General features: G+C 55.8%; 21 protein-coding genes, 5 pseudogenes and 1 other annotated feature. Of the genes and pseudogenes, 19 read left to right on the top strand and 7 right to left on the bottom strand.

Annotated features, from left to right (window positions below):
• The first annotated feature begins 42 nt into the window (after positions 1-42).
• From FN828_RS08955 to FN828_RS08885, 15 genes and pseudogenes are all read left to right on the top strand, one after another.
• Entirely contained in the window at positions 43-924 is an 882-nt protein-coding gene (locus FN828_RS08955) for a plasmid partitioning protein RepB C-terminal domain-containing protein (protein WP_221930543.1), read from the top strand.
• Positions 925-943: 19 nt separating this feature from the next.
• The gene (locus FN828_RS08950; RefSeq protein ID WP_221930542.1) at positions 944-2041 is read left to right on the top strand and encodes a plasmid partitioning protein RepB C-terminal domain-containing protein; all 1098 of its coding nucleotides are present in this window, start codon (positions 944-946) and stop codon (positions 2039-2041) included.
• A gap of 447 nt (positions 2042-2488) precedes the next feature.
• On the top strand, positions 2489-2854 hold the full coding sequence (locus FN828_RS08945; RefSeq protein ID WP_142493051.1) for a MarR family EPS-associated transcriptional regulator: 366 nt from the start codon (positions 2489-2491) through the stop codon (positions 2852-2854).
• Between the two features lie 159 nt (positions 2855-3013).
• Positions 3014-4093, top strand: a complete 1080-nt coding sequence (locus tag FN828_RS08940; RefSeq protein WP_142493069.1) for a Gfo/Idh/MocA family protein — start codon at positions 3014-3016, stop codon at positions 4091-4093.
• Positions 4090-4572 (top strand): acyltransferase, encoded by a 483-nt coding sequence (locus tag FN828_RS21045; RefSeq protein ID WP_142493050.1) that lies wholly within the window; start codon positions 4090-4092, stop codon positions 4570-4572. Before FN828_RS08940 ends, FN828_RS21045 begins: the two co-directional genes overlap by 4 nt.
• Before the next feature lie 10 nt (positions 4573-4582).
• A complete protein-coding gene (locus FN828_RS08930; protein ID WP_221930541.1) occupies positions 4583-5710 on the top strand; it encodes a DegT/DnrJ/EryC1/StrS family aminotransferase in 1128 nt (375 codons plus the stop codon).
• Positions 5711-5745: 35 nt separating this feature from the next.
• Positions 5746-7062 carry an oligosaccharide flippase family protein gene (locus FN828_RS08925; protein WP_142493049.1) on the top strand — a complete coding sequence of 439 codons (1317 nt, stop codon included), beginning with the start codon at positions 5746-5748 and terminating at the stop codon, positions 7060-7062.
• The gene (locus tag FN828_RS08920; protein WP_235891441.1) at positions 7049-7651 is read left to right on the top strand and encodes an acyltransferase; all 603 of its coding nucleotides are present in this window, start codon (positions 7049-7051) and stop codon (positions 7649-7651) included. The genes FN828_RS08925 and FN828_RS08920 overlap by 14 nt, the downstream gene beginning before the upstream one ends.
• A gap of 4 nt (positions 7652-7655) precedes the next feature.
• The gene (locus FN828_RS08915) at positions 7656-8933 is read left to right on the top strand and encodes a hypothetical protein (RefSeq protein ID WP_142493048.1); all 1278 of its coding nucleotides are present in this window, start codon (positions 7656-7658) and stop codon (positions 8931-8933) included.
• Positions 8934-8936: 3 nt separating this feature from the next.
• Positions 8937-10106, top strand: coding sequence for a glycosyltransferase (locus FN828_RS08910; protein ID WP_142493047.1), 1170 nt, complete (start codon positions 8937-8939; stop codon positions 10104-10106).
• On the top strand, positions 10106-11347 hold the full coding sequence (locus FN828_RS08905; protein WP_142493046.1) for a glycosyltransferase: 1242 nt from the start codon (positions 10106-10108) through the stop codon (positions 11345-11347). The genes FN828_RS08910 and FN828_RS08905 overlap by 1 nt, the downstream gene beginning before the upstream one ends.
• A complete protein-coding gene (locus tag FN828_RS08900; protein WP_142493045.1) occupies positions 11344-12528 on the top strand; it encodes a glycosyltransferase family protein in 1185 nt (394 codons plus the stop codon). The genes FN828_RS08905 and FN828_RS08900 overlap by 4 nt, the downstream gene beginning before the upstream one ends.
• Positions 12529-12865: 337 nt before the next feature.
• Positions 12866-13529, top strand: a pseudogene (locus FN828_RS08895) (transposase); the annotation flags it as partial.
• 420 nt (positions 13530-13949) lie between these two features.
• Entirely contained in the window at positions 13950-15116 is a 1167-nt protein-coding gene (locus FN828_RS08890; RefSeq protein WP_142493066.1) for a nucleotide sugar dehydrogenase, read from the top strand.
• Positions 15076-16482: a phosphohexomutase domain-containing protein gene (locus tag FN828_RS08885; protein WP_142493044.1), complete on the top strand. Its 1407-nt coding sequence runs from the start codon at positions 15076-15078 to the stop codon at positions 16480-16482. Before FN828_RS08890 ends, FN828_RS08885 begins: the two co-directional genes overlap by 41 nt.
• A gap of 47 nt (positions 16483-16529) precedes the next feature.
• On the opposite strand, the gene FN828_RS08880 is transcribed toward FN828_RS08885, so the two are convergent.
• On the bottom strand, positions 16530-17375 hold the full coding sequence (locus FN828_RS08880) for an SPASM domain-containing protein (protein ID WP_142493043.1): 846 nt from the start codon (positions 17373-17375) through the stop codon (positions 16530-16532).
• 142 nt (positions 17376-17517) lie between these two features.
• On the opposite strand from FN828_RS08880, the pseudogene FN828_RS08875 reads away from it, so the two are divergent.
• Together FN828_RS08875 and FN828_RS08870 are read left to right on the top strand one after the other, a co-directional pair.
• Positions 17518-17781, top strand: a pseudogene (locus FN828_RS08875) (transposase); the annotation flags it as partial.
• Between the two features lie 47 nt (positions 17782-17828).
• A complete protein-coding gene (locus tag FN828_RS08870) occupies positions 17829-18368 on the top strand; it encodes a UPF0149 family protein (protein WP_235891439.1) in 540 nt (179 codons plus the stop codon).
• 38 nt (positions 18369-18406) lie between these two features.
• Here the strand turns inward: FN828_RS08870 and FN828_RS08865 are convergent.
• Positions 18407-18709: pseudogene (locus FN828_RS08865) on the bottom strand (integrase core domain-containing protein); the annotation flags it as partial.
• Positions 18710-18752: 43 nt separating this feature from the next.
• Between FN828_RS08865 and FN828_RS08860 the strand changes: the two are divergent.
• Positions 18753-20126, top strand: coding sequence for an IS30 family transposase (locus FN828_RS08860; RefSeq protein ID WP_142493039.1), 1374 nt, complete (start codon positions 18753-18755; stop codon positions 20124-20126).
• 39 nt (positions 20127-20165) lie between these two features.
• Here the strand turns inward: FN828_RS08860 and FN828_RS21095 are convergent.
• Positions 20166-21103: pseudogene (locus FN828_RS21095) on the bottom strand (IS3 family transposase); the annotation flags it as partial.
• Positions 20700-20816, bottom strand: a sequence feature (AL1L pseudoknot). It overlaps the preceding pseudogene by 117 nt.
• Before the next feature lie 65 nt (positions 21104-21168).
• On the opposite strand from FN828_RS21095, the pseudogene FN828_RS21090 reads away from it, so the two are divergent.
• A pseudogene (locus tag FN828_RS21090) lies at positions 21169-21231 on the top strand (SEC-C metal-binding domain-containing protein); the annotation flags it as partial.
• 155 nt (positions 21232-21386) lie between these two features.
• Here the strand turns inward: FN828_RS21090 and FN828_RS08835 are convergent.
• The 4 genes from FN828_RS08835 to FN828_RS08820 all read right to left on the bottom strand — a co-directional run bounded on the left by FN828_RS08835 (position 21387) and on the right by FN828_RS08820 (position 23333).
• Positions 21387-21644 carry a hypothetical protein gene (locus tag FN828_RS08835; RefSeq protein ID WP_142493035.1) on the bottom strand — a complete coding sequence of 86 codons (258 nt, stop codon included), beginning with the start codon at positions 21642-21644 and terminating at the stop codon, positions 21387-21389.
• 2 nt (positions 21645-21646) lie between these two features.
• Positions 21647-22579: a C40 family peptidase gene (locus FN828_RS08830; protein ID WP_142493034.1), complete on the bottom strand. Its 933-nt coding sequence runs from the start codon at positions 22577-22579 to the stop codon at positions 21647-21649.
• A 91-nt stretch (positions 22580-22670) separates the two neighbouring features.
• A complete protein-coding gene (locus FN828_RS08825) occupies positions 22671-23000 on the bottom strand; it encodes a hypothetical protein (RefSeq protein WP_142493033.1) in 330 nt (109 codons plus the stop codon).
• A 9-nt stretch (positions 23001-23009) separates the two neighbouring features.
• Positions 23010-23333 (bottom strand): hypothetical protein, encoded by a 324-nt coding sequence (locus FN828_RS08820; RefSeq protein ID WP_142493032.1) that lies wholly within the window; start codon positions 23331-23333, stop codon positions 23010-23012.
• Positions 23334-23351 lie beyond the last annotated feature (18 nt).

Here is a 23351-nt window from a genome sequence, read left to right as displayed (position 1 = left end):
CACAAAACATGAACAATCAAACCAAAAGAGGAAGCCAACCCCATGATGACTGACACACCCGAGAGCGTAACGCTCGTCCCCATCGACCGGATCGAGGTCCTGAATTCCCGGGACCGCAACATGAAGGTCTTCGAGGAAATCGTCGAAAACATCCGCTCCATTGGCCTGAAAAAGCCGATCACGGTGACAGAGCGCGATGGCGTTGATGGGGCGCCCGCCTATTTGCTGGTCTGCGGTGAGGGCCGGCTGAATGCCTTCCGGCTACTTGGCGAAAGCCACATCCCGGCGTTGGTGGTGAATGTGACGGATGAAGACGCCTTCATCATGTCGCTCGCCGAAAACATCGCGCGGCGGGGGCACAGACCACTGGAGATCCTGGCCGACATCGAGCTGTTGCTGGCGCGGGATTACACCATCGACGACATCATCCAGCGCACGGGGCTTTCTGAGAAATACGTCAGGGACATCGTGTTTTTGCTGGAAAAGGGAGAGGAGCGGCTGATCGAGGCGGTGCAAAACGGGACCATCCCGCTGACCACTGCCCTCGAGATCGCGCGGGCCAAGCACGACGATGAAAACCTCGGCGACATGCTGGAAGAGGCTTACAAGACCGGCCAGCTGAAGGGGCACCAGATCACAGATGCCAAGCGGCTGATCGAAAAGCGCCGGGAAAAGGGCCCAAAAGCAGGTGGTGATCGCCCGAAGCTGCCGAACTCTGCGCATTCACTGGTCAAGACCTACCAGCGCGAGGTCGCCCGGCAGCACAAGCTGATGCTGAAGGCCGATCATGCGCATCAGCAACTGCTCTTGGTGGTCCAGGGGCTGAAACGCCTCTTTGCTGACGAGCACTTCGTGACGCTCTTGCGCGCTGAAGGCCTCGATAGCCTGCCGAAATATCTCGCCGACCGCATTGAAACCGCCTAAACCCCGAAAGGATATAACCGTGAATGACCTGAGTACTGTGAAGCCGCTCTACCCCGGGGCCTTTCCCCAGCCCGGCACCGATGATAGCGATGCGCCCTATCCCAAAGCCCCGTTGAACCTGACGCTCGGGTTTGACCTTGAAACCTTCCAGATCCCACTCGAGGAGCTGATGCCCTCGAAAAAGGTCCCGGACGGCATAATGACAACGCGCAAGTTCAAGCAGATCGTATCTTCGATCCGGGAAATTGGCCTGATCGAGCCGCTCTCGGTGATCAAGCCGGATCCGGAGGCGGCGGGATTTCTGCTGCTTGACGGCAATTTGCGGGTGCTCGCGCTGAAAGAACTGGGCCAGGACACCGCGCCCTGCCTGATCGCCAAGGATTTTGAGACCTATACCTACAATCACCGGATCAACCGCCTCTCAACGGTGCAGGAGCATTACATGCTGCGGCGTGCCATCGACAAAGGCGTCAGCAAAGAGCGATTGGCACGGGCGTTCAACGTCAACCTGTCGACCATCAACAGCCGGATAAACCTGCTGCATGGGATCTGCCCAAAGGCGGTGGAGCTGCTGCAGGATCACCAGTTCACGCCGGACGTCACGCGGCACCTGCGCAAGATGAAAGCGGCTCGGCAGATTGAGGCGGTGGAGCTGATGATCGCGGCGAACACGATCACGGCCGCGCATGCGGACGCCCTCCTGAAAGCCACGCCGCCGGAACAGCGCACCGACTACAAGCCGCCGCTGCCGGAACAACCTAAAGGCGATCCGCTGGAACAAATCGTCAAGCTCGAGCGCGAGATGAGCCAGGTGCAGGAAAAGTACAAGCACGCCGAGGAAAACTACGGCTCTGAGCTGCTGAACCTGGTCGTTGCCAAGGGCTATCTGAAAAAGCTGATGGAGAACGAGGCAGTCCGGTCCTACGTGGCGCGGCACGCACCCGAGATACTCGAGCAGTTCGAACTGGCACTAAACACGGTCAGCATGGAAGAAGCGGTGGAACAGGCCGAGCGGGAGGAAGGGTCGAGCACGGCCGAGACGGCGGCTCAGACCTACCCAGCGCAAGACGGCACCGAGGCGATATCGGACCTGGGCATGAATGGTCCACTCGGGTGATGGGCTCGGCTCGGGATAAGCTTCCGAAATCTTTGCGCAAGTGGCCGATCTCAAAGCGACATGTGGCCGTGCGTCGAGGAGCTATCGCCACGACGCGCATGGGATCGACGACCAACCAAGATCATGATGTGGCCTTGTGCTGACAGGGTCGTTCAGCTATGAGCACATTACACTCAAGGTCTATGGCTTGGGAGCGCGCGTGAATTCCCGCCGCAGCCTCCCACCGGCGCGAGGTTTCGCTTGCGTCTGAGCTCCCATCTCGCAGATCGACAATTGCGATCCTAGTGACGAATACCTCGTGCATCTCTGAGTTTTCTCTTGTTCGCGCGCGCAGCATTTGTTATCGCTCATCGCTGAGCGATGTTGAACCTATTTTCATCATCACCTTTGCATCTAACAAGGCGCCCGACGGGCAGTCCTTGTGCGGTAGCCTGAGAAAATCCCAAAATGACCAGCAAGCGCACCAAGCTGCAGGAGGACACGCATTTTCGCGTGCTTCGCCTTCTGCAAGAAAATCCTGAAATGTCACAACGTGAATTGGCTGAGGCTGTCGGCGTCAGTGTGGGCGGGATCCACTACGTGTTGAATGCCTTGATCGAAAAGGGTCTTTTGAAGCTCGGGAATTTCACGGCCTCGGAAGACAAACGGCGGTATGCCTACATTCTGACCCCAAAAGGCATCGCGGAAAAGGCTGCTATCACTCGCCGGTTTCTATCTCGAAAAGTCGAGGAATATGAAGCCCTCAAGGCAGAGATCGAAACCTTGACGTCCGAAATAGAGGGCGAGATGAAACTAATTCAAGGTCGTCGGTGATTTGCGTTAACGGGCGTTTGCTCATGCCATTGGACATGTCTCCTTACATTCAAACGAAACGTCATCCTGTCCGTTGAGAAGATCAAGAGTAGGGTCTGAACGCTCTGTCTACCAGAATATGTGCCAATCCAAAAATACCAAAATACTGTGAGGAAAATGATGCTAAACTTTGCACTTGTAGGATGTGGTCGCATTGCCAAGCGCCACTCTCAACTCCTGGGTGGAGGTCAAATTGCAAGCGCTCGCCTGGCCGGTGTCTGCGATTTAGTCGCGCAGAAAGCTGATTCTCTTGCTGAGGAATATGGCGTACCTGGCTATGTCGACATGCATGAGATGATGAGTGAACTGAAGCCTGATGTCGTAGTCGTTCTGACCGAGAGCGGAAACCACGCGCAGCACGTGGTCGAACTCGCGCGGTACGGCGCCAACATAGTCGTAGAAAAGCCAATGGCGCTTACGCTTGATGACGCCGACAGGATGATTGCTGCTTGCGACGATGCCGATGTGAAGCTGTTTGTTATCAAGCAAAATCGTTTCAATTTACCTGTGCGTAAGCTCCGTGAGGCCTTGGAACAGGATCGGTTTGGCAAACTCATCCTTGGCACCGTCCGGGTTCGCTGGTGCCGTCCCCAAGCGTATTATGACCAGGACACCTGGCGCGGCACTTGGGCGCTGGACGGAGGCGTATTGACCAATCAGGCAAGCCACCACGTCGATTTGCTGGAGTGGATGATGGGCGACGTTGACAGCGTAATGGCGATGTCGACCACAGCATTGGCGGACATCGAAGTCGAAGACACCGCAACTGTGCTGCTACGCTTTTCAAATGGTGCGCTCGGCATCATCGAGGCGACGACCGCAACACGGCCCAAAGACCTCGAAGGCTCTATCTCCATCTTGGGACAAGGAGGCACCGTAGAGATCGGCGGCTTTGCCGTCAACGAGATGAAAGTCTGGAATTTCACTGACGCGGATCCGGGTGATGCAGATACGCTTGAGAACTTCTCAGTGAACCCGCCAAACGTCTATGGTTTTGGACACAAAGAATACTATGACCATGTCGTATCGGCTATTCTCCACGGCGGTCCGAACCTTGTGGATGGGCTCGAAGGCCGCCGCAGTCTGGAACTGATCACCGCGATCTACGAGGCCGTGGAAACAGGCAAAGAAGTGCAATTGCGATTCCGCCCGAGGCAAGCTCGTCTGGGTCGTCGAGAAAACGGAGCCATCGCGAGATGACACAACAGGCTTCGGTACCCTCAAAGTTGGGAGAAATCGGTATAAAAAATGTCGATTTCGGCTCGAACGTGACTGTGATTCAACCTGCCAATCTGTATGGTTGCCGGATTGGCGAGGATGCCTTTGTCGGTCCGTTCGTCGAAATTCAGTCGAATGTTTCTATTGGCGCACGCACGCGAATCCAATCCCACACCTTTGTATGCTCGCTTGTCGAGATCGGAGAGGATTGCTTCGTCGGTCATGGTGTAATGTTTATTAATGATACCTTCGAGAAAGGTGGTCCTGCCCGAGGTGACGAAAGCCTTTGGCGGAGGACAAAGATTGGAAATGGCGTGTCAATCGGATCGAACGCCACGATATTGCCGGTAGCAATCTGTGATGGCTCTGTTATCGGAGCGGGCGCGGTTGTTACGAAGGATATCAGCCAACCCGGCATTTATGCTGGCAACCCGGCCCAGCTTATTCGTCCTTTATCATGAGAGTTCTGTTATGACCGCAAAAAAAACACATCTGCGCGTACCATTTGCCGATTTGCATCGCCAATACCTATCGATCAAACCCGAAATCGACGCCGCAATCTCTAAGACAATCGAAACGTCCGCTTTCATTCGCGGACCGGAAGTTGATGCCTTTGAAAACGCGTTCGCCAAAGCGATTGGCCCCGATCATTGTGTGTCCTGCGCAAATGGCACCGATGCGATCTACATCGCCATGAAAATGCTTGGCGTACGTCCGAACGACCAGGTTATCGTGCCGGCCATGTCGTGGATCTCGACAAGCGAAACGGTTTCCCAAGCCGGAGCTGACGTCGTATTCTGCGATATCGATCCGGTTACCAACACGCTCGATCCAGCCAAGCTGGAGGCTTGCATCACGGAGCGCACCGTGGGGATCATCCCGGTGCACCTTTACGGTCACCCCGCCGATATGGGCCGTATCATTGAAATCGCCGATAAGAATTCGCTTTGGGTTATCGAGGATTGTGCCCAGGCGCATTTGAGCGAGTTCAAAGGCAGCAAGGTCGGCACCTTCGGCATAGCCGCAACTTTCTCGTTTTATCCCGGCAAAAACCTCGGAGCGATGGGAGATGCCGGGGCTATCGTGACGAAAAGCCGCGATCTCGCCGAAGGCATGGCCAAATTCGCGCGCCACGGTGGGCTCCGCAAGGGTGACCACGAGATCGAAGGTATCAACAGCCGTCTCGACGGCCTGCAGGCGGCAATTCTCAACGTAAAACTGCCGCATCTGGAAGACTGGACCGCCAAACGCGCGGAACTGGCCGAAAAGTATACGCAGAAGCTGGCGCATTTGGACGCTCTAACCTGTCCTACGACGGCTGAGGATGCGCGCCATGTTTGGCACCTCTATGTCGTGCGGACAAAAGACCGCGACGGCCTTGCCGAGCACCTCAAGGCGCACAATGTGCAAACATCGATCAACTATCCGAAAGCGTTGCCTTTCCTGCCTTGTTACGCGCGGCTGGGGCATCGTCCCGAGGACTTCCCGAACGCCTACGCGTTGCAGAACGAAGGTTTGGCGTTGCCGATCTTCCCGGAAATGACCGATGCGGAACTTGATCATGTCTGCACCAGCATTGAGAAGTTCTTCAGAGCGTAGGGCAACCTCCCTGATTTGGATTTGGGAAGTCACGAATGCTTCGGGTAGCTACGGTTCTGGCCGGACTGAGCATCGCCTCGCAGGTCGCAGCGCTCATGGCGCTTCCGATCATCACGGCGCTCTTCTCGCCTGAGGATTTCAACAACTTCGCAGCATTTTCCTCTGCGGCGCTCATTCTGATCACCCTCGCCTCGCTGCGGTTGGAGATGGCGATTCCGATCGTGTCTTCCGACCGCGACGCGGGCCACCTGGCCATGATGGGCAGCCTGATTTGCCTGACACTGGCCGTCGTGGTTTGGATTGCCCTGCAATTCGTCCTCCCGTTGGGCGGTGAGGAGGACGAACTCGATCAAATCCTTGAGTTCTTGCCTTTGGCGGTGCTGTTCGGCGGCGCACAGGCAATCCTGCTAAGCATCGCACTTCGGGGGAAAAGGCTACAGGCTACCGGGGTGGTCCGGATCATTCAGACGCTCGCGGGGATCGCCGTCCAAATCACGCTCGGGCTCTGGTCCTTCCAAAAATTCGGCCTGACAATCGGCTTCCTGGCCAATTTGGCAGTCGGGGCCTTGCTCCTTCTTGTGATCGTCCGTCTCGGACGATCACAAGAACCAATGAGTTTCAACTTTGCTGAACTCAAACGCGTTGCACGAGAAAACAGCCAGTACCTACGGTATTCCTCGCTCGATGCGCTGTTGAACACGAGCGGCCTTCAGGTCCCCCTTTTCTTGATCGCAACATATGGAGAGGGAGCCGCCGGGGGGTTTCTTTTCCTCGCGATCAAACTGTTCTACACGCCCTCGACGATCATCAGCGGAGCTTTCGCGAAGATTTTTCATTCAGCTGTTGGATCTGCATTGCGGGAAAACACCGTGGCGCAACTTACAGAGGAGACTCTGTTTCACCTGATGCGTTACGGCGGTGCTTTCGTGATTGCCGTGGTCGTCCTCGGACCGACAGCTATCGCCCTTCTGATGAGTGACGAATGGGCTCATACCAGCACAATTCTTGTGTGGATGTCGCCGTGGATAATGATTCAACTCCTTGTCTCGCCAATCGGCACGATAATGATGGCGACGGGGCGCCAAAAAGAACTGTTCCGACTCTCTGTGGCCGGCTTCATCCTGCGCGCCGGCGGCGTCGTCCTAACATTGCTTGTGAACAAGGAATATGGACCAATCGCGCTCTCTATGACTAGTATGGTTTTCTATGTGATGGCATTGCGTGCTTTCTCCAAACAGGCGGGCGTGGAATTGAAAGCAATGGGCCTACTGTGTCGACGAAGCGTGCCGATCTGGAGCTTGGTTGTCATCGTCAGTGCTGCTATGAGGTTCTTGGTTGATGCGTATGTTTAGGCAAGCACTGAAGCGCGGCGTTCTTTTCGCGATGCCAGCGTTCGTGCTCTTTTTGCGCCTTTTTTTCCGTGCGGAGTATTTGACGGGACGCTATTTTGTCAATGATCTGCGAGGCTTGATCTGGAGCTTTCGCAGTCTCTGGGCGCGTCATATACTTCGGCTGGCGCCGCCTTTGCCATTTCCGGCTTCGTTGAGCTCATCCATAACCAATTGGCGCAACATCGAGTTCTTTCCCGAAGACATAAACAATTTTCAGTCTCCTGGCACCTACTTTCAGTGTTCGCACGCCCATATCCGACTGGGGAAAGGCGTCTTCATTGGCCCCAACGTCGGCCTAATCACATCCAACCACAGCCTTGACGATCTGTCACAACATCAAGAAGGCAAAGATATCGAAATCGGCGCGCAGAGCTGGATAGGGATGAATTCCGTAATTCTGCCTGGAGTGATCCTGGGCACCAAGACTGTCGTAGCGGCCGGATCGGTAGTTACTCGCAGTTTCCCGAATGGCAATTGCGTCATCGCTGGTAGTCCCGCGAAGGTCATCCGTGACCTCGAGCTGAGCAGCTCGGACACATTGGAAACCTGATCCGATGTGGGAAACGATCATTGCCATTTTCTGGACCGCAATCGTCGCTTCGATATTCCGGTTTTCCAACCGAAAAGAAACTAGGTTCGACCATCCGATTGTCCTCCTTCTCTCACCACAGATTATTGCCGTCGGGCTAATCCCGGTTCTGGCTGGGTTGGGAACTGTCATCCCGTCCGTGGACATGAAGTTTCACCATTTCCTGTATCTCACCACGGCATCGTTACTATTGAGTGCAGGCATCGCCGCTGGTGCGCTCGGCAAAACCAGAAAAAGGTTCGCACAGGAGCTACCCCTGAAAGAAACCAGCGTTCCTTTTTGGATGACCTTCGGCATAGGCATATTCGCCACGGCGACACTTTTGCTAAACCTGAACATTACCAGTTTTGCACAACTATACTTCCTTGCGATAAATGACTTTAATGCATTAGAAAGCGGATTTTTTAACAGCAGCGCGGCCATCCTTTGGCAGGCAAATATCGCGTCGTTCTTTTGGTACAATACAGTCAAACGGCCAAGCATTTTTATGAAAGTTGCGCTCGGGTTTTCTCTAATTGCAGTGTTTTCCAGAGGGGCGTTGCTATATCTGATCATTGCTGGATTCTACTACCTGGTCTCCTATCTGTATCTGCGAGGGAGGGGTGTCCTTCCCATCAAGCAATTGGTCCTTTTCCTCGTCTTTGTGCAGTTTGTATTCATCCTCTCGTACACGTTTCAAGGCAACCTGGCCGAGATCTATATCCAGAAGACATACCCGTATCTTTCCGGGAATTTCGTCAACCTTTGGCGCCATATCGACATTGCCTTCTCGCCGGAATTTGCGACGGATGGATTTGACGACATCACACAGTCATTGGGCCTAGGTAGTATCAGGGTCTACTTGATGAAGTACTTTGGTTTCGAATTCCAACCGACCGAACGCATGATTTTTTATTCACAGGCACTGAACGCTTGGATCAACGGCAACACACACACGCTGTACGGACAGCTTGTGTACCTCCCTATGTTTTTGCTGTTTCCATTCCTATTGTTTCTCGGCTTCCTTATGGGGTTCTTTTACCGGAAGGCGCCCAAAAACCTGTACTATATTTCAATTCATTGCTGGTTCAGCGCTGCGACATTTTTGTCATTTGCCGGAGCAGGCCATTTTACAACCACTCGGTTTTTCCCAGCAATGCTATTCATTTGGCCGTTCTTATTTGTGTTTTCTGCGTCTCGAAAACAAAAGACCACAGCAAAACTGGCCCGACCGGTTCAGACACGGCACCTTAATCTGGAATAAGTGATGCTATATCGCGAGCAAAATAAGCCTTCGCTCTATTACGTAACTGTTGACTATCCGCCGGACCATAACGCTGGTTCTGCGCGGGCACACGCTTTGGTCAAGGGACTGTCTGCGCACGCTGAGGTCCAAGTGATCAGCACGAAGAGGGCAAAGGCTACTAATGGGGAACGGATCACAAATCTACCCATAGACAACTTTCAGAATATGAAGGGGCTCATTAAACGTACATATCGAGAGCTACTTTTCAGCTTCTTTGTACTTCTGAAATTGCTTTTCGCGCCGAAAAACGCGATCCTGGTGATCGCATCACCTCCATTCTTCCTCCTGCTTGTCTATGTCCTCTTGCCGCGCAAACGTGGGCAACTACGCGTTCTTGATGTGCGTGACATCTACCCAGACGTTTTCGTGGACGCCGGTCTGTTACAGAGGAGTTCTGTTTTGTTTCGGGTTTTGGCCGCAATTGAGAGGTGGGCTTACGCAAGGTCCGATCTCGTTTTCACGGTTTGCGATTCTTTGGCCGAGAAAATTAGGCAGCGCGCGCCATCTACAAATGTGCATCTGGTGCTGAACGGATACGGCGAGAGTTTTCAGCGGAATTCAAACCCGGAGGACTCGACTACAGTCGCGCGACCGTTCACGATAATGAGTCACGGAAATTTCGGACGTTTTCAGAACGTCGACCTATTGAACCGCCTCGTGAAGGAAACTGCGCACCTGCCAGTGCTCTATCGTTTCGTGGGATTTGGGGCCAATTTCGACCAAGTCACACCCGGTCCGAATGTTGAAATCGGGGGCGCCGTTTCACATGAACAGATTCCGGCGCTTTTGGCCGAGGCGGATCTTGGCCTTTCGGTGCGTAGCTCGGACAGCGTTGGGCGTAACGCGATACCAGTCAAGGTCTTGGAGTATCTTGGCATGGGCATTCCGTCCCTCGTTTTTCCGGTCATGCCTGACCTCGGTGCGTTGGCACAATCCGGTGCAATCAAGCAATTCGAAAGCGACCAGCTTGAGGACGCCGTCGCCTTCTTGACGAATGTGTCGCGCAGGGGCCCGGACTTCGAAGCGATGCAACATGCGGCAAAACAGATCCGCGGCGACTACAGCCGGCAACGCTGGGTCGAGGTAGCCGTCGAAAAGATCTTTGAGGCCCATAAGGAACGGGGGCATTGATGAGCGTTTCTAAATGCGTGCTTTTGACATCGACTTTTCCTACGAAAGGAGAGAACTTTCTCCGTTACGAAATTCCATACCTCGCCGCCGAGTTTAAAGAGGTCGAAATCGTGTCGACCGCCAACCGCCAAGCACCAACCGAACCGAGTGAAGACATGCTCCGATTGAGGGCGTTTGGAAATGTTCAATACCTTGGCGACATTTCAACGCTTGCGCCTCAGGTGGCGATGCCGCCTATCTCGCTCTTGAAACCATTTTTCACAGATCTTCGACGCGCCACCGGCTCTGTCGTATCCTTCAAAAAGCACTTGTATCGTTTTGCAACTGCGACACGTTTACGTAAAATGCTGATTGACCGGTACGAAGACGATGGCGAAACCGTATTCTATTCCTATTGGATGAACTCGGGCGCGGTCGCGTTGGCGTCCCTGGGCCTCGCGCGCAACAGTCGCGTAGCCCGGGCACATGGATCCGACATCTACGATGAGAACATCAAGACGGGATACAATTCCTTCACCCAGTTTTGTGTAGAAAACTTGGACAGGGTATTCAGCGTCTCCGAGCATGGGCGGGACTACATCGTTCACAAAGCAGGTTCTCCAGACAAAGTAGCCGTCGCTCGACTTGGCGTTCAAGTTTCGGAGGAACCCGTGGGCCAACCATTGCCCGTATCACACGGTGTTTTGAGACTATTAAGTTGTTCTGCTGTTGATGAGAATAAACGCCTTCAACTCATCGTTGATGCCCTTGCGCATTTGGAGGGGACGCCGATCCGGTGGACACATATCGGCGGCGGCCCTCTGTTTGAGAAGATTACCGCCGCGGCGGCGGCGCTCCCTACCAGTATCGAGACCGAATTTCTCGGCCAAATCGACAATCACGAAATTCATGAGCGCCTAAAAACAGGAGACTACGACATATTTCTGAACACCAGTCGTTCGGAAGGTGTCCCTGTTGCGGCCATGGAAGCTATGAGCTACGGGATTCCTTGTATTGCAACCGACGTTGGGGGAACGCGCGAGCTTGTGGGCGAAGATGGTGGTTGGCTTGTTTCGGCCGATGTCACGCCGTCAGAACTGGCGGCCACCATTAAATCGTTTCAGGCTAAGATGGCCGCCGGGACTCTTGGAGTGATGCCAAGAGAAAAGGTCGAACGCGATTACAACGCTCGAACGAACTTTTTGAAACTTCCTAAGACTTTGAAGAGTGTCAAGGTCCAGCGCGGGAGAACCGTTGAATGAAACGTGCTGTGCTCATTGCCATGATTGGCGATTTGAATAACGGAGCGACTCGCGGGGTTGCAGAAAAGGTGATTGCACAGGCAGTCGCGTTAAGAAATATCGGCTACGAGGTCAGCGGATACGTTGGAACGTGGGGCGACAACACCGGGGTGGAATTCCCGGAATATGTCGCCGCAATTCCTCTCGGGGGCATATCTGCCAAAATCAATAGAAAACGCATCTTTCTGAATGAAGTTTTGAAAAGGCTAAGGCAAGAAGATGTCGACATTCTATATTTTAGGTATCCCTTGTCGGATTTGTCAGTTTTTCGGTTCCTTTCGCGGTTTCGAACTATGTTTCCGAACGCCAGGGTCATTTTGGAACGACAGACGAAAGAATTGCCGGAGCTTTTGACGCGCCGAACGGCATCCAATCTGACCAAGTACCTTCTTGAAGCGGCATTCAGAGTCCCCGTTCAAAAGAAGACAGATGTAAATGTCTGTGTCACAATGGAGATCGGGCGTTACGTTGAAGGCTATTATCCGAAAGCCGTTTGCATCACATCCGGAAATGGAATTTCGCGGGATTTACTCGCCGAATTCCGAGAGAGGAAGCCAACCAAAGATGATACGATTCGAGTAGTTTTCGTTGGAAATATCACCCCATGGTGTGGCATCGATTGGATCATTTGTGAACTAAAGAAAAAGAGTTTTTCGCATCGCGGCCGCAATGTGATCCTAACTGTAATCGGCGACGGTGTGTTCGCGGACCAACTCAAACAGGAAACGGCGAGCTTCGAGAAGCACGTCAAGTATCTCGGTCATCAGTCTGGGGATGCTCTGAAGGACTCGATACTTGAGAATGACGTCGCCATCGGATCTTTCAATAACGGCGCAAGAAGGTTGAACGAAGGTTCGAACCTCAAACTTCGCCTGTATTGTGCATTGGGCATTCCTTTTGTCTTTCGCGAAATGGATGCCGATTTCCCCCCGAAAGGGGGCGTGTCGCGCTATTATCTGGGGTTGAACGACCAAAGCGTGAAACCCAATGAGTTTTTGAAATCTATACTAGACTTCGCAATGAAAATGCAGACTGAACCGGACGCCCAAAGACAGCTGACTGCCTACGCAAACGACTATTTGGTTTGGGAAAGAAAATTCGAACGATTGGACAAAACATTCCAGAGTATTCTCTTCAGCTGACAAAGCTGGTTTGGGAATTTTTAAACGGTTGAGTTGGGTGGGAGTTTCGTCCATTATCCGGCAGCGTTGTCGGGAACAAGAAGCAAAGATAACGAGATAGTACCGAGAGATCGTCGGGCTCTACCTCGACCCGCCGGATAGCGCTTTTGTGCTCTGTGTCGATGGAAAGTCCCAGGTCTAGGCGCTCGATCGGACGCAGCCGGGCCCGCCCCCCAAGAGTTCGCCCTAAACAACCGCGAAGCCATTGATTTCGAGCCCAGAACAGGCGGTTTTTCTCGCCATCCTCTACAGCGGTTCCTATGATTCCAGTCGAAAACCTGCAATTTCGGCTCGCCGCATGAAGCATCGCTCCCGCCCGCCGGAACAAGACGATCTGTTGCGGCCGCGCCCGATCGACCCGCGCCACGAGTTGGTGAAGCTCGCCGCGCTGATCGACTGGGAGGTGCTCGAGTGTCGATGGTCCGGTTTCTTCCCCTCGGGCACCGGCCGTCCGGCCACGCCGCCCCGGTTGGTCGCGGGGCTGGTTTATTTGCAGCACTCCTTCCGGCTCTCGGACGAGGCGGTGGTCGCGCGTTGGGTCGAAAATCCCTATTATCAGCACTTCACCGGCGAGACATTCTTGCAGCATCGGCCCCCGATCGATCCCTCGTCGCTGACACGTTGTCGCAAGCGCATCGGCGAAGAAGGGGTGGAGTGGATGCTGACGCAGACGATCCTGGCCGGGCAGAAGGCCGGGACCCTCGATCTGGGCAGCCTGAAGCGGGTGGCGGTCGACACCACCGTCATGGAGAAGACTATCGCCCCTCCCACCGACGCCCGGCTTTACGAGCCGGCGCGGGCGCAGCTCGTGGCTCTGGCCGTCTAGGCCGGGGTGGATCTGCGCCCGCCTTGCCCCGCGTCTGGCGGTGCGGGTTGGCTGTTACGCCCATGCCAAACAGTTCAAGCGCATGCGTAAAGCCCTGAGAACGTTGAAAGGTTACACCGGCCGGGTGCTTCGTGACCCGATCAGGTCACGATGGTGGCGTGATCGGGTTGTTCAGGGCGAACCAATGAGTTCGACCAAGTCAGGGGGCACCGGTAGCAAATGTTGGACTCGGAACACTAGCGCCGTTGAATGGTAACCCAACGATGAACCAGCTGGCAAACTAGTTCAGCCTGCATCTGAACCACATCAAGCATTGGTGGGAACAAGTGCTCTCCAGCTTTGCGGACGTGTTCGACGACAAGCGAAAGCACAGGGAGCCGGAGACAGCATGAGTCGCTGGACGGGCAGACGCCCGACCACGCAAATCTCAACCCCCCATGGCCGATTCCGACCGTGGCATAACCGAGCGGGTACTCCACTTGGGAAACAGCTCGAAACCGTTCAGATCTCCCGGATCACCTTTATGCAATTTAATTTTTGAGAGAGGAATACAATGATGAGAATCGCAGTTATTGGCCTTGGATATGTTGGCTTGGCGAATGCCGTGCTTTTAGCGCAGCATAACCAGGTGACTGCGGTCGACATCAGCCCGGAAAGGGTGGCGATGGTGAATGCGCGTAAGAGCCCGGTTGACGATACGGAGCTTGAGAATTTCCTGGCCAACAAACCGCTCCACCTCTCCGCAACCACCCATATCGTCGAAGCGGTCGAAGGCGTCGAATACGTCATCATTGCGACCCCGACTGACTACGACCCGAATAACAATTTCTTCGACACCTCCTCCGTCGATGCCACTGTGCGGGCGGTGTTTGCGGCCAACCCTAACGTGCTGATCATCGTGAAATCGACCATCCCAGTGGGGCACATTCGCAAGTTGCGTGAGAGGGTCGGAAACGACCAGATCGTTTTTTCCCCGGAGTTCCTCCGTGAGGGCCGGGCGCTCTACGACAACTTGCATCCGAGCCGAATCATCGTCGGCGAACGCAGCGAGCGGGCCAAGACCTTTGCTGACCTTCTGCTTCAGGGCTCGCTGGAGGAAGACGTGCCGATGCTGTTTACCGATCCGGACGAGGCCGAGGCGATCAAGCTCTTCGCCAACACCTACCTCGCGCTCCGTGTGGCCTATTTTAACGAACTCGACAGCTACGCCATGGCCCGCGGAATGGACACAAGACAGATAATCGAAGGTATTGGGCTCGACCCTCGCATTGGCGATCACTACAACAACCCGTCGTTTGGCTACGGCGGCTATTGCCTGCCGAAAGACACCAAGCAGCTGCTCGCCAACTATTCCGAAGTCCCGCAAAACCTCATCGGGGCGGTGGTCGATGCCAACCGCACGCGCAAGGATTTTCTCGCCGAACAAATCGTCGCGCGGCAGCCGAAGGTGGTTGGTGTTTATCGGCTGGTGATGAAGGCAGGGTCCGACAATTTTCGGCAGTCATCGATCCAGGGCATCATGAAGCGAATAAAGGCTAAGGGAATCGAGGTTGTCGTGTATGAACCGGCACTGGATGAGGCAACTTTTTTCGGATCCAGAGTGGTCTCTGACCTTAGCGACTTCAAAGACCAAGCCGATGTGATTGTCGCAAACCGTCGGTCCGACGAGCTGCGCGACGTGGATGCGAAAGTTTTCACCCGCGATTTATTTGGAGCGGATTGAATCGGCACTCACTTGCTTCAAGGCCTACGACATCCGTGGTCGTATGGGCATCGATCTGGACGAGAACATCGCCTACAGCATCAGCGCTGCCTTTGCGGTGGCACTTGATGCGAAAACGGTCGTTCTCGGCCGGGATGTCAGATCGTCCTCGGAAGCGCTGGCGAATTGCGTCGCGCAGGGTTTGATTGACCAGGGGTGTAAGGTGCTTGACCTGGGGCTCTCTGGCACTGAGGAGATGTATTTTGCGACCACGCAATTCGAGGCCGATGGCGGGATTTGCGTTACTGCATCACACAACCCGATGGATTATAATGGCATGAAGATGGTGCGGGCGGGTTCGGTGCCACTTGATGCAGCCAGTGGTTTGGCGCGCATCAAAGAGCTCGCTGAAGAAAATGCATTCAAGAAACGCGCTACGTCCGGCACAATCCGTGACGTCGCCGGAGAGGCACACTCGGAATATGTTGAACGCATTTGCGAGTTTGTAGACATCGCCGCGTTGAAGCCCCTTAAGATCCTGGTGAATGCGGGACACGGCGCCGCCGGGCCGACTTTCGATGCAATCGTTGAACGACTTGCAGACCTTGGATCGCCTCTGACCTTCGAGCGCCTCTTCCACGAACCTGACGGTACATTTCCACAAGGCATTCCCAACCCGCTCCTACCAGAAAACCGACCAGCGACAGCAGACGCAGTTTGCGCCACTAGCGCTGATTTTGGCGTTGCTTGGGACGGTGATTTCGACCGCTGCTTCTTCTTTGATCACACGGGTGCCTTCATCGACGGCGAATATGTCGTCGGTCTACTCGCAGAGGCATTCCTCGCCAAAGACCCCGGCGCGACGATCATCCATGATCCGCGGATCATCTGGAACACGCAGGACCTTGTGTCAAAAGCTGGTGGGCGCGCTGTCCAAACCCGCACAGGTCACGCCTTCATCAAGCAAGCCATGCGCGATGAGAACGCCGTCTACGGCGGTGAGATGTCAGCGCATCATTATTTCCGCGACTTCGTCTACTGCGACAGTGGCATGATCCCATGGTTGCTTGTTGCTGAACTGGTTAGCAGGCACGGTCCGCTGGCGGATCTAGTCGCAGATCGAAAAGCGACATTCCCCTCCTCAGGGGAGATCAATTTCACATTGGAAGATCCCAAGGTCGCCATCATGAGGGTCCGAGCAGCATTTGAACCTGATGCAATCACCATCGACGAAATGGACGGCTTGGGCTTCGACATGGGTGATTGGCGCTTCAATCTGCGCAGTTCAAACACCGAACCGGTTGTGCGGCTGAACGTCGAGGCACGGGGCGACGCTGAGCTCGTTGCGGAGGGAGTAGATCGCGTGAAAAAGGCTTTGCTCGGGTGAAATGGCAATTGGAGCGCGCCATAACGAGAACATTTCACGAACAAAAGTCAGTTTTCATTATCTATGGCATTCACCCCAACCACCACCATCCCCGTAAAATGCCAGACCGCCGCCATCATGATCCCCATGTTGAAAGCGAACTCGTTGGCGCAGCTCTGCTTGAAGAACTCGCCTTCCAGAAACATGCAGGACCCTTTGCAGAGCTGAACGACGGGGCATGACATGCATTCCTCTCTGAAGGCAAAATGCATCGCGGTATCGAGCGCGATGGCGTCGAAGTCGGCCACATGACCGATCTTGTGTACGCCCTTCGCACCGGTGTTCTGACAGGTCATGACATTCCCGCGCAGGTCGACGGCGATGGCGTCGGGGCTGTCCATCCCGCATTTCTGGCCGAGGGCCTCGATCGGCCGCCGACGCTGGATCGAGGCGTAGAACTCGTTGATGCGCTCCCCGAGACCAAAAGCGTTTGGATCGTCGATCAGTGCCTCGAAGATCGACCGCGTCAGGCTGTTCAGCTCCGCGGGCTCGAACCGCCCTGTCCCGATGGCGGTCGCCGCGTCATAGACATTCACCACGCCCTCGAGCCCGACGAAGATGTCGGGTCCGAACTTTTCGGCGAACCAGGTCTTTAGCGCCTTGAGATCATGGTTCTCCCGCGTCAGCACTGCGTTAAAGCCAGTCCTCCCCGGCCGCTCAGTCAGCAGAGCTTCAATCCAACGCTGCCTATCCGGGTCATCGAGGGGATCAGGTCCTCGCAGATGCTGACCGGGCCCGTCATGGGAGATCGTAATGGCGATGTCATGGGCGGCAATGAAGTCCAGCTTCTCTCGGTCAAGCAGCGATCCATTCGTGATGATCGAGAAGGCTGCCGTGGGGAACCGCGCCGCCAAAGCTGGCACCAACCGCTTGATCTTGGCCCAGTAGAGGAAGGGTTCACCGCCCCAGAGCTCGATCTTTTCGGGCGCAGAGGTGGTCGCGGAAATTCGGACCAGTTGCTACGCTCTGGCAACTGACGAAGGATGAACCCTCAAGATGACGAAACAGAAGCGTTACACGGCGGAATTCAAGGCCAAGGTTGCCTTGGAAGCGATACGTGAAGAATTGACGACGGCAGAGCTGTCGAAAAAGTATGAAGTGCATCCGACTATGATCAACGCCTGGAAACGCACTGCGATTGCCAACATGGCGCGGTCGTTTGACGCCAAGCCAAAGGCGGAAGAATCGGTTTCCGAGAAAGAGGTGGAGAAACTGCACGCCAAGATCGGGCAACTGGTGGTTGAACGCGATTTTTTGGCCGATGCCTCAGCGTGTTGCTGCATGCGCTGCCCACGGACAACATGCCCATGACGCTCAGCGAGCTGGATGGGTATGTGACCGGCGTTCTGGCCTGTCCGGATGTGATTCCACCATCCGAATGGTTGCCGCATGTTTGGGGGGAAACAGGCGAAGCCGGGTTTCCCGACCAGAGGACAGCCGAAGAGACAATCGGTGCCGTCATGGCCCATTACAACTCCGTGGCCGACGCGATCACGCATTCGCTCTGGATTGAGCCTATCTATGAGGTCGATCCCAACAGCGATGAGACCCTCTGGGAACCCTGGGTCGATGGGTTTACCCGCGCGATGGGCCTCAGACCGGATACCTGGTCACACCTGCTGGATGCAGCAGATGAAGAAACGCAGGCGACGATGATCTTCATCATGGCACTGCAGGACATCTACATCGGAAAAAGCAATTTCACGGATGAAGAGATCGATGAGATCGACCGTGAAGCCCCCGACCTGATCCCGAACTGCGTGGCGACGATCCTCCACCAATCTCGCCCCGAACTCGCCGGGCAGGTCCCAGCCAACCTCCCGGGCCAACCGTTCAAAGCAGGTTGAACCGCCCCGGGTTTACCGGAGAGTCTCTGGTTCAATAGTTAGGCTGCTTTTTCGTCAGCGTTCAAGCTTGCGTAGAATGCCTCCTCTGCTTCTTGTGGCGTGATGTAACCGATGGCGCTGTGAAGGCGGGTGTTGTTATACCAGTCGACCCATTTCAGGGTTTCCCATTCGACCTGACCGACCGACTTCCAAGGGCCGAGGAACTTGATGACTTCGGTTTTGAACAGGCCGATGATGCTTTCGGCGAGGGCATTATCATAGGAATCGCCGACGCTGCCGACCGAGGTATCGATGCCGGCCTCCGCGAGCCGCTCGGTGTATCGGATCGACAGGTATTGGGCGGATTCAAGCGGTCGTCGCAACGGTTCCAAATCGGAGGTTGTGATGACAAACCGCAAACGCGCCTCGGCGCGCAGCACACGAACTAAGCTATCTTCACCAGGGCGGCCACGGGCGGCGTTACGTTCTCAGCAGGTCATATTCTGGACGCTGATCAAACAAGGCGTTTCCAGCGAAGAGGCTGGCGTGCAAGCTGGTGCGACTGCCCCAGTTGGCAGTCGTTGGTTCCGAGAGGCCGGAGGCATGCCACCATCAAAGTTTGCACATTCATCTCAGTGGCTTTCCGGCCGGTATCTTTGTTTTGCCGAACGCGAAGATATCGCGTTGTATAAAGCACAGGGTCTCGGTGTTTGCGCGATTGCACGGAAGATCGGGCGTTCTGCCTCTACCATTTCCCGGGAACTTCGTCGGAATGCAGCGACGCGTTCAGGGGGCTTTGAGTATCGCGCAACCACGGCTCAATGGCATGCGGATCGTGCGGCGCGTCGGCCCAAAGCGGCAAAACTGGCGCAAAACGACGCCTTGCGGCAATATGTTGAAGATCGGCTTTCGGGTCAGGTGTCAGCCCCAAATGGGAACATCATAGCTGGACCTGATGTGCCGTGGACGAAGAGACGGTCTGTGCGCCGACAACATCGCAGATGGGCAACTGCCTGGAGCCCGGAACAAATCGCACACCGCCTGCCACTGGACTTTCCGGATGACCCTATGATGCGCATCAGTCACGAAGCAATCTATCAGTCCCTGTTCATTCAGGGGCGTGGCGCGCTACGCCGAGAGTTGGTCGCCTGTTTGCGCTCCGGAAGAGCGTTGCGTGTCCCGCGAGCGCGGCGAAAGGGCAAAGGTAAACCATTTGTGTCCGATCAGATCATGATCAGTGAACGTCCCGCCGAAGCAGATGATCGCGCTGTCCCGGGTCATTGGGAAGATGATCTTATCCTTGGGCTGAAGAGCTCGGCGATCGGCACTCTGGTGGAACGCTCAACGCGGTTCACCCTTCTACTGCACCTACCACCGATGCCAGGTCATGGCACCGGGCCGCGCAAGAAGAACGGCCCCGCACTCGCAGGACACGGAGCTGAAGCTGTTCGAGACGCCATCACCAAATCTATTCAATCTCTCCCCAAGCATCTGTGCAAATCGCTGACGTGGGACCAAGGTGCTGAGATGGCTCGACATGAGCAATTGAAGGAACATACCGGCATCCAGGTCTTTTTCTGCGATCCGCAAAGCCCCTGGCAACGCGGCAGCAATGAGAACACCAACGGGTTATTGCGCCAGTACTTTCCCAAGGGCACAGATCTCAGCGCCCATGATGAAAGCACTCTCGATGCTGTCGCATACACCCTGAATAATCGGCCCCGAAAAACACTCGGATGGAAAACGCCCGCAGAGGCGTTGGAAGAAGTCCTAACATGAAATAAGCATCAACCGTTGCGACGACCGCTTGAATCCGCCTTGGCTGCCACGATCACTGTGATGGATCAATTTGTCAGCCTCAGACGGCGCCCTCTGGCAGATGGCCTAGTTCAGGGCATCCAAGACGAAACCAGTCGTCATCGAGGTCGAGACGCGCCAGCCAACGATCTTGCGGGCGAAGACGTCGATGATGAAAGCCACGTAGACCATTCCTTGCCAGCTGGAAACATAGGTGAAGTCGCTGACCCAAAGCTGGTTCGGCATGTCCGCCACGAAGGCTCGGTTTACCTTATCGTCCGGGCAAGGTTGTGCCGTATCGGGGTTGGTGGTGATCACCTTCTTGCCCCGCACAACGCCTTGTAATCCCATGACCTGCATCAACCTCTCCACCGTGCAGCGGGCGATATCATGGCCGCTGCGGCGTAGCTGGTGCCAGACCTTGCGCGCGCCATATCGTCCCCCGCTGCCCTCGAAGGCCTGCTTGATCGCAGCCATGTCCAGCTGATCCTGCCTGGCCCGGTCCGATGCCAGATCCGGATCACGCTCCACGGCCTTGAAGGCGTAATAAGTCGATGGTGCGATCCCCAGAACCCGGCAGATCGGCCCGACACCATGGACACAACGGCGATCATCAATGAACGCGATCATTTGCGGAATGGGCGGTCGAGCTCCGCCGCTGCGAAATATGCGCTGGCCTTCTTCAGGATCTCATTGGCCTGGCGCAGTTCACGGACCTCACGCTCAAGTTCCTTGATCCGATCCTTCTCGGCACTTGTCAGACCGGCCCGCTGCCCGGCATCGCGTTCGGCCTGCTGACACCAGACCCGCAGACTGTCCGGCGAACAGCCAAGCTTCGGCGCGATGGCCTTATAGGCGGCCGTATCGCTGGAATAATCGGCACGGTTCTCTCGAAACATCCGAACACCGCGTTCGCGAAGCTCGGCCGGATAGGCGGGGGTGAATCTCTGCTTTGTCATAGGGCTCATCCTTTGAGTGTTTTACTCTCCGGTAAACCCGGGGCGGTTCAGGTCCGCGACCCGGCCGCAACGATCCATGTTCCTGCGGTTCGGGCCGCAAATACAAGCACTGTTGCGGCCGCAACTGAAAGCCACGGGTCAACGTCATGGGCGCCACCCACACAGACGCGCGCCAATCTCATTATGGGCGAGGATCTGGGCTTTGGTGTTTTCCGACAACACGTCGGCGCGCGCAGGGCGAATTGGCTGAGCCCAATCGCAATCCTCATGCAGGAAACGCCGATCAATCCCGCATCCAGCGGTCAAGGCGGCGATCGAGATCATCAGGATCAGAGGTTTCAACTTCATGACGGATATCCCTCGAAGTGGTGAGCCCGCGAATGCTGGCCTCGGCGCGACGGATCGCATAGGCGGCCTTGCCTGCCGCCCTGCCCCGACGCCACATGATTGCCAGCGCCGCGATCAACGCCAGACCGAGGCTGAACCAAAGAGCCACCCGTCGCGACAGCCCCGCCAGCATGCTGGTGATCAACCCCATCATGTTCACATCGTCCTTCCGCGACGGTGATCCTCAATCCGGGCATGGCGGGCATGCACGGCGCAAATGATCACAACGACGAAGCAAAGCAGGCCAATCCATGGCGCCAGTCCTGACAGCCGATCGTTCAAACTGAGCAGATCGATAAACCGCGCCACACCGTCCTGCGCTGCTTCGGCGTCTGGCAGGATCGGTGCGGCCTGGGCTGTCACGGTTCCAACGACACCAAAAAGCCCGACACCGATCTGGGCGTCACTGGCAGCAACAATGCGACTACGCTTTGGCATGCCGGCTGCACGCTCCGGCGCGACAGGTCGCGGCTCTGCTGCTACCAGGGCCTCTTCCAGAGCAACATCGATGATCGGGACCAGCGGCAATGCATGATCATCTCGGAAGGCCAGGATCGCGCCCCGCGTTCGTGGTCCGAGCAGGCCGTCGGCAACGCCAACCTCATGATAACCGAGGTCCTTCAAACGCTTCTGCACCTGGCGCACGGACAGGCGCGTAGCCGGCGATACGTGTCCTGCTCGACGAATTCCAAGCAGCTTCGATACAGGATAGCGCCTGACATTGACCGCATCCCCCTGGTTGCCGCCCAGCCCCCAGACCCAGCCGCCTTCGATCCGATCGACAAAGAAGACGTGACCCTGCCAACTGGACGATCCACGCGGGATAATGCCAATGTCGCCGGGTTGCGAATCAGCGATGTCGACCGGCACGCCCCAATCCAGATAAGAGCGCGCGGTCAGTTTGCGCGTCGAGCGGATCCCGGCCTGTTCCAGGCAGTGGCCGACAAAGGCGGCACACCAGGCCACGCTGTCATGTTCCACCCAATCGTGGCCCACAGAGGCGTACATCTCCATGATGACTGGGTTGTTCTCCGGGCCCGGGCCTTCTGTGGTGCCGATATAGGTCTGTGCAATCTCATAGGGGGTCATGTGGTGGTCCTTCCGCATGCAAAAAGCCGCCCCAAAGGGCGGCCATGTGATCTGTGATGATTTTGGTAAAGTGTGCCTGCGCGGGATGGGTTTACGTTTTCACGTCGGTTTTACCGCCCACCTGCCTTTTGGCTTGGTAAACCCAGTCATCCACAGCAGATGCCGCAGATGGCCCAATGCCGATCAGACCGGCCAATTGCACCTCGAAGAGTCCACTGACGTTTTCGGGATCGGCCCATGATCCGCCATGCGCCAAGACCATGGCGCGAATGGCACCCACAGGTTCAGGTGAGTGCATCACCTCTGCCAGGATGTCTGCGATATCCGTCATTGGGGGCACCTCTGTCCACAGGCTCATGGCAGTCCACATGGGCTTGATCTCATCCGCATCAAGAGGCCGCTGCCCAATGATCAAAATCATAGCCCTTCCTCAGCGTTTTCGGTCAGGTGCGCTGTCGGAGAACCGCTCGAGGAGGAATTCGTAGAGCCGGTCGATCTTGCCCTCGATGCCGTCGAAGCGTTTGACGATGGCGGGTTGGTCAATCTTGGCGACCTCGATTTCGAGGGCGACCACCCGGCCGCGGATGTCGTGGACATCCTCCTTGATACGCTCGATATCCTGCTCGGTGCTGTGGCTTGCAGGACGGATCACCTGCCACAGCTTGACGATGGCCAGCAAGGCGCCGGCGACACCGCCCAGCCCGATAATGAAGTAGACGAGTGACGGAATGGTGGCGACCCAATCTTGCTGCATGACGATGCCTCTGTGTCA

This window comes from Thalassovita litoralis, assembly GCF_900182725.1.
Taxonomy (GTDB): Bacteria; Pseudomonadota; Alphaproteobacteria; order Rhodobacterales; family Rhodobacteraceae; genus Thalassobius; species Thalassobius litoralis.
Note: the sequence above shows the minus strand (reverse complement) of the source record. Positions and strands in the feature narration are given on the sequence as shown.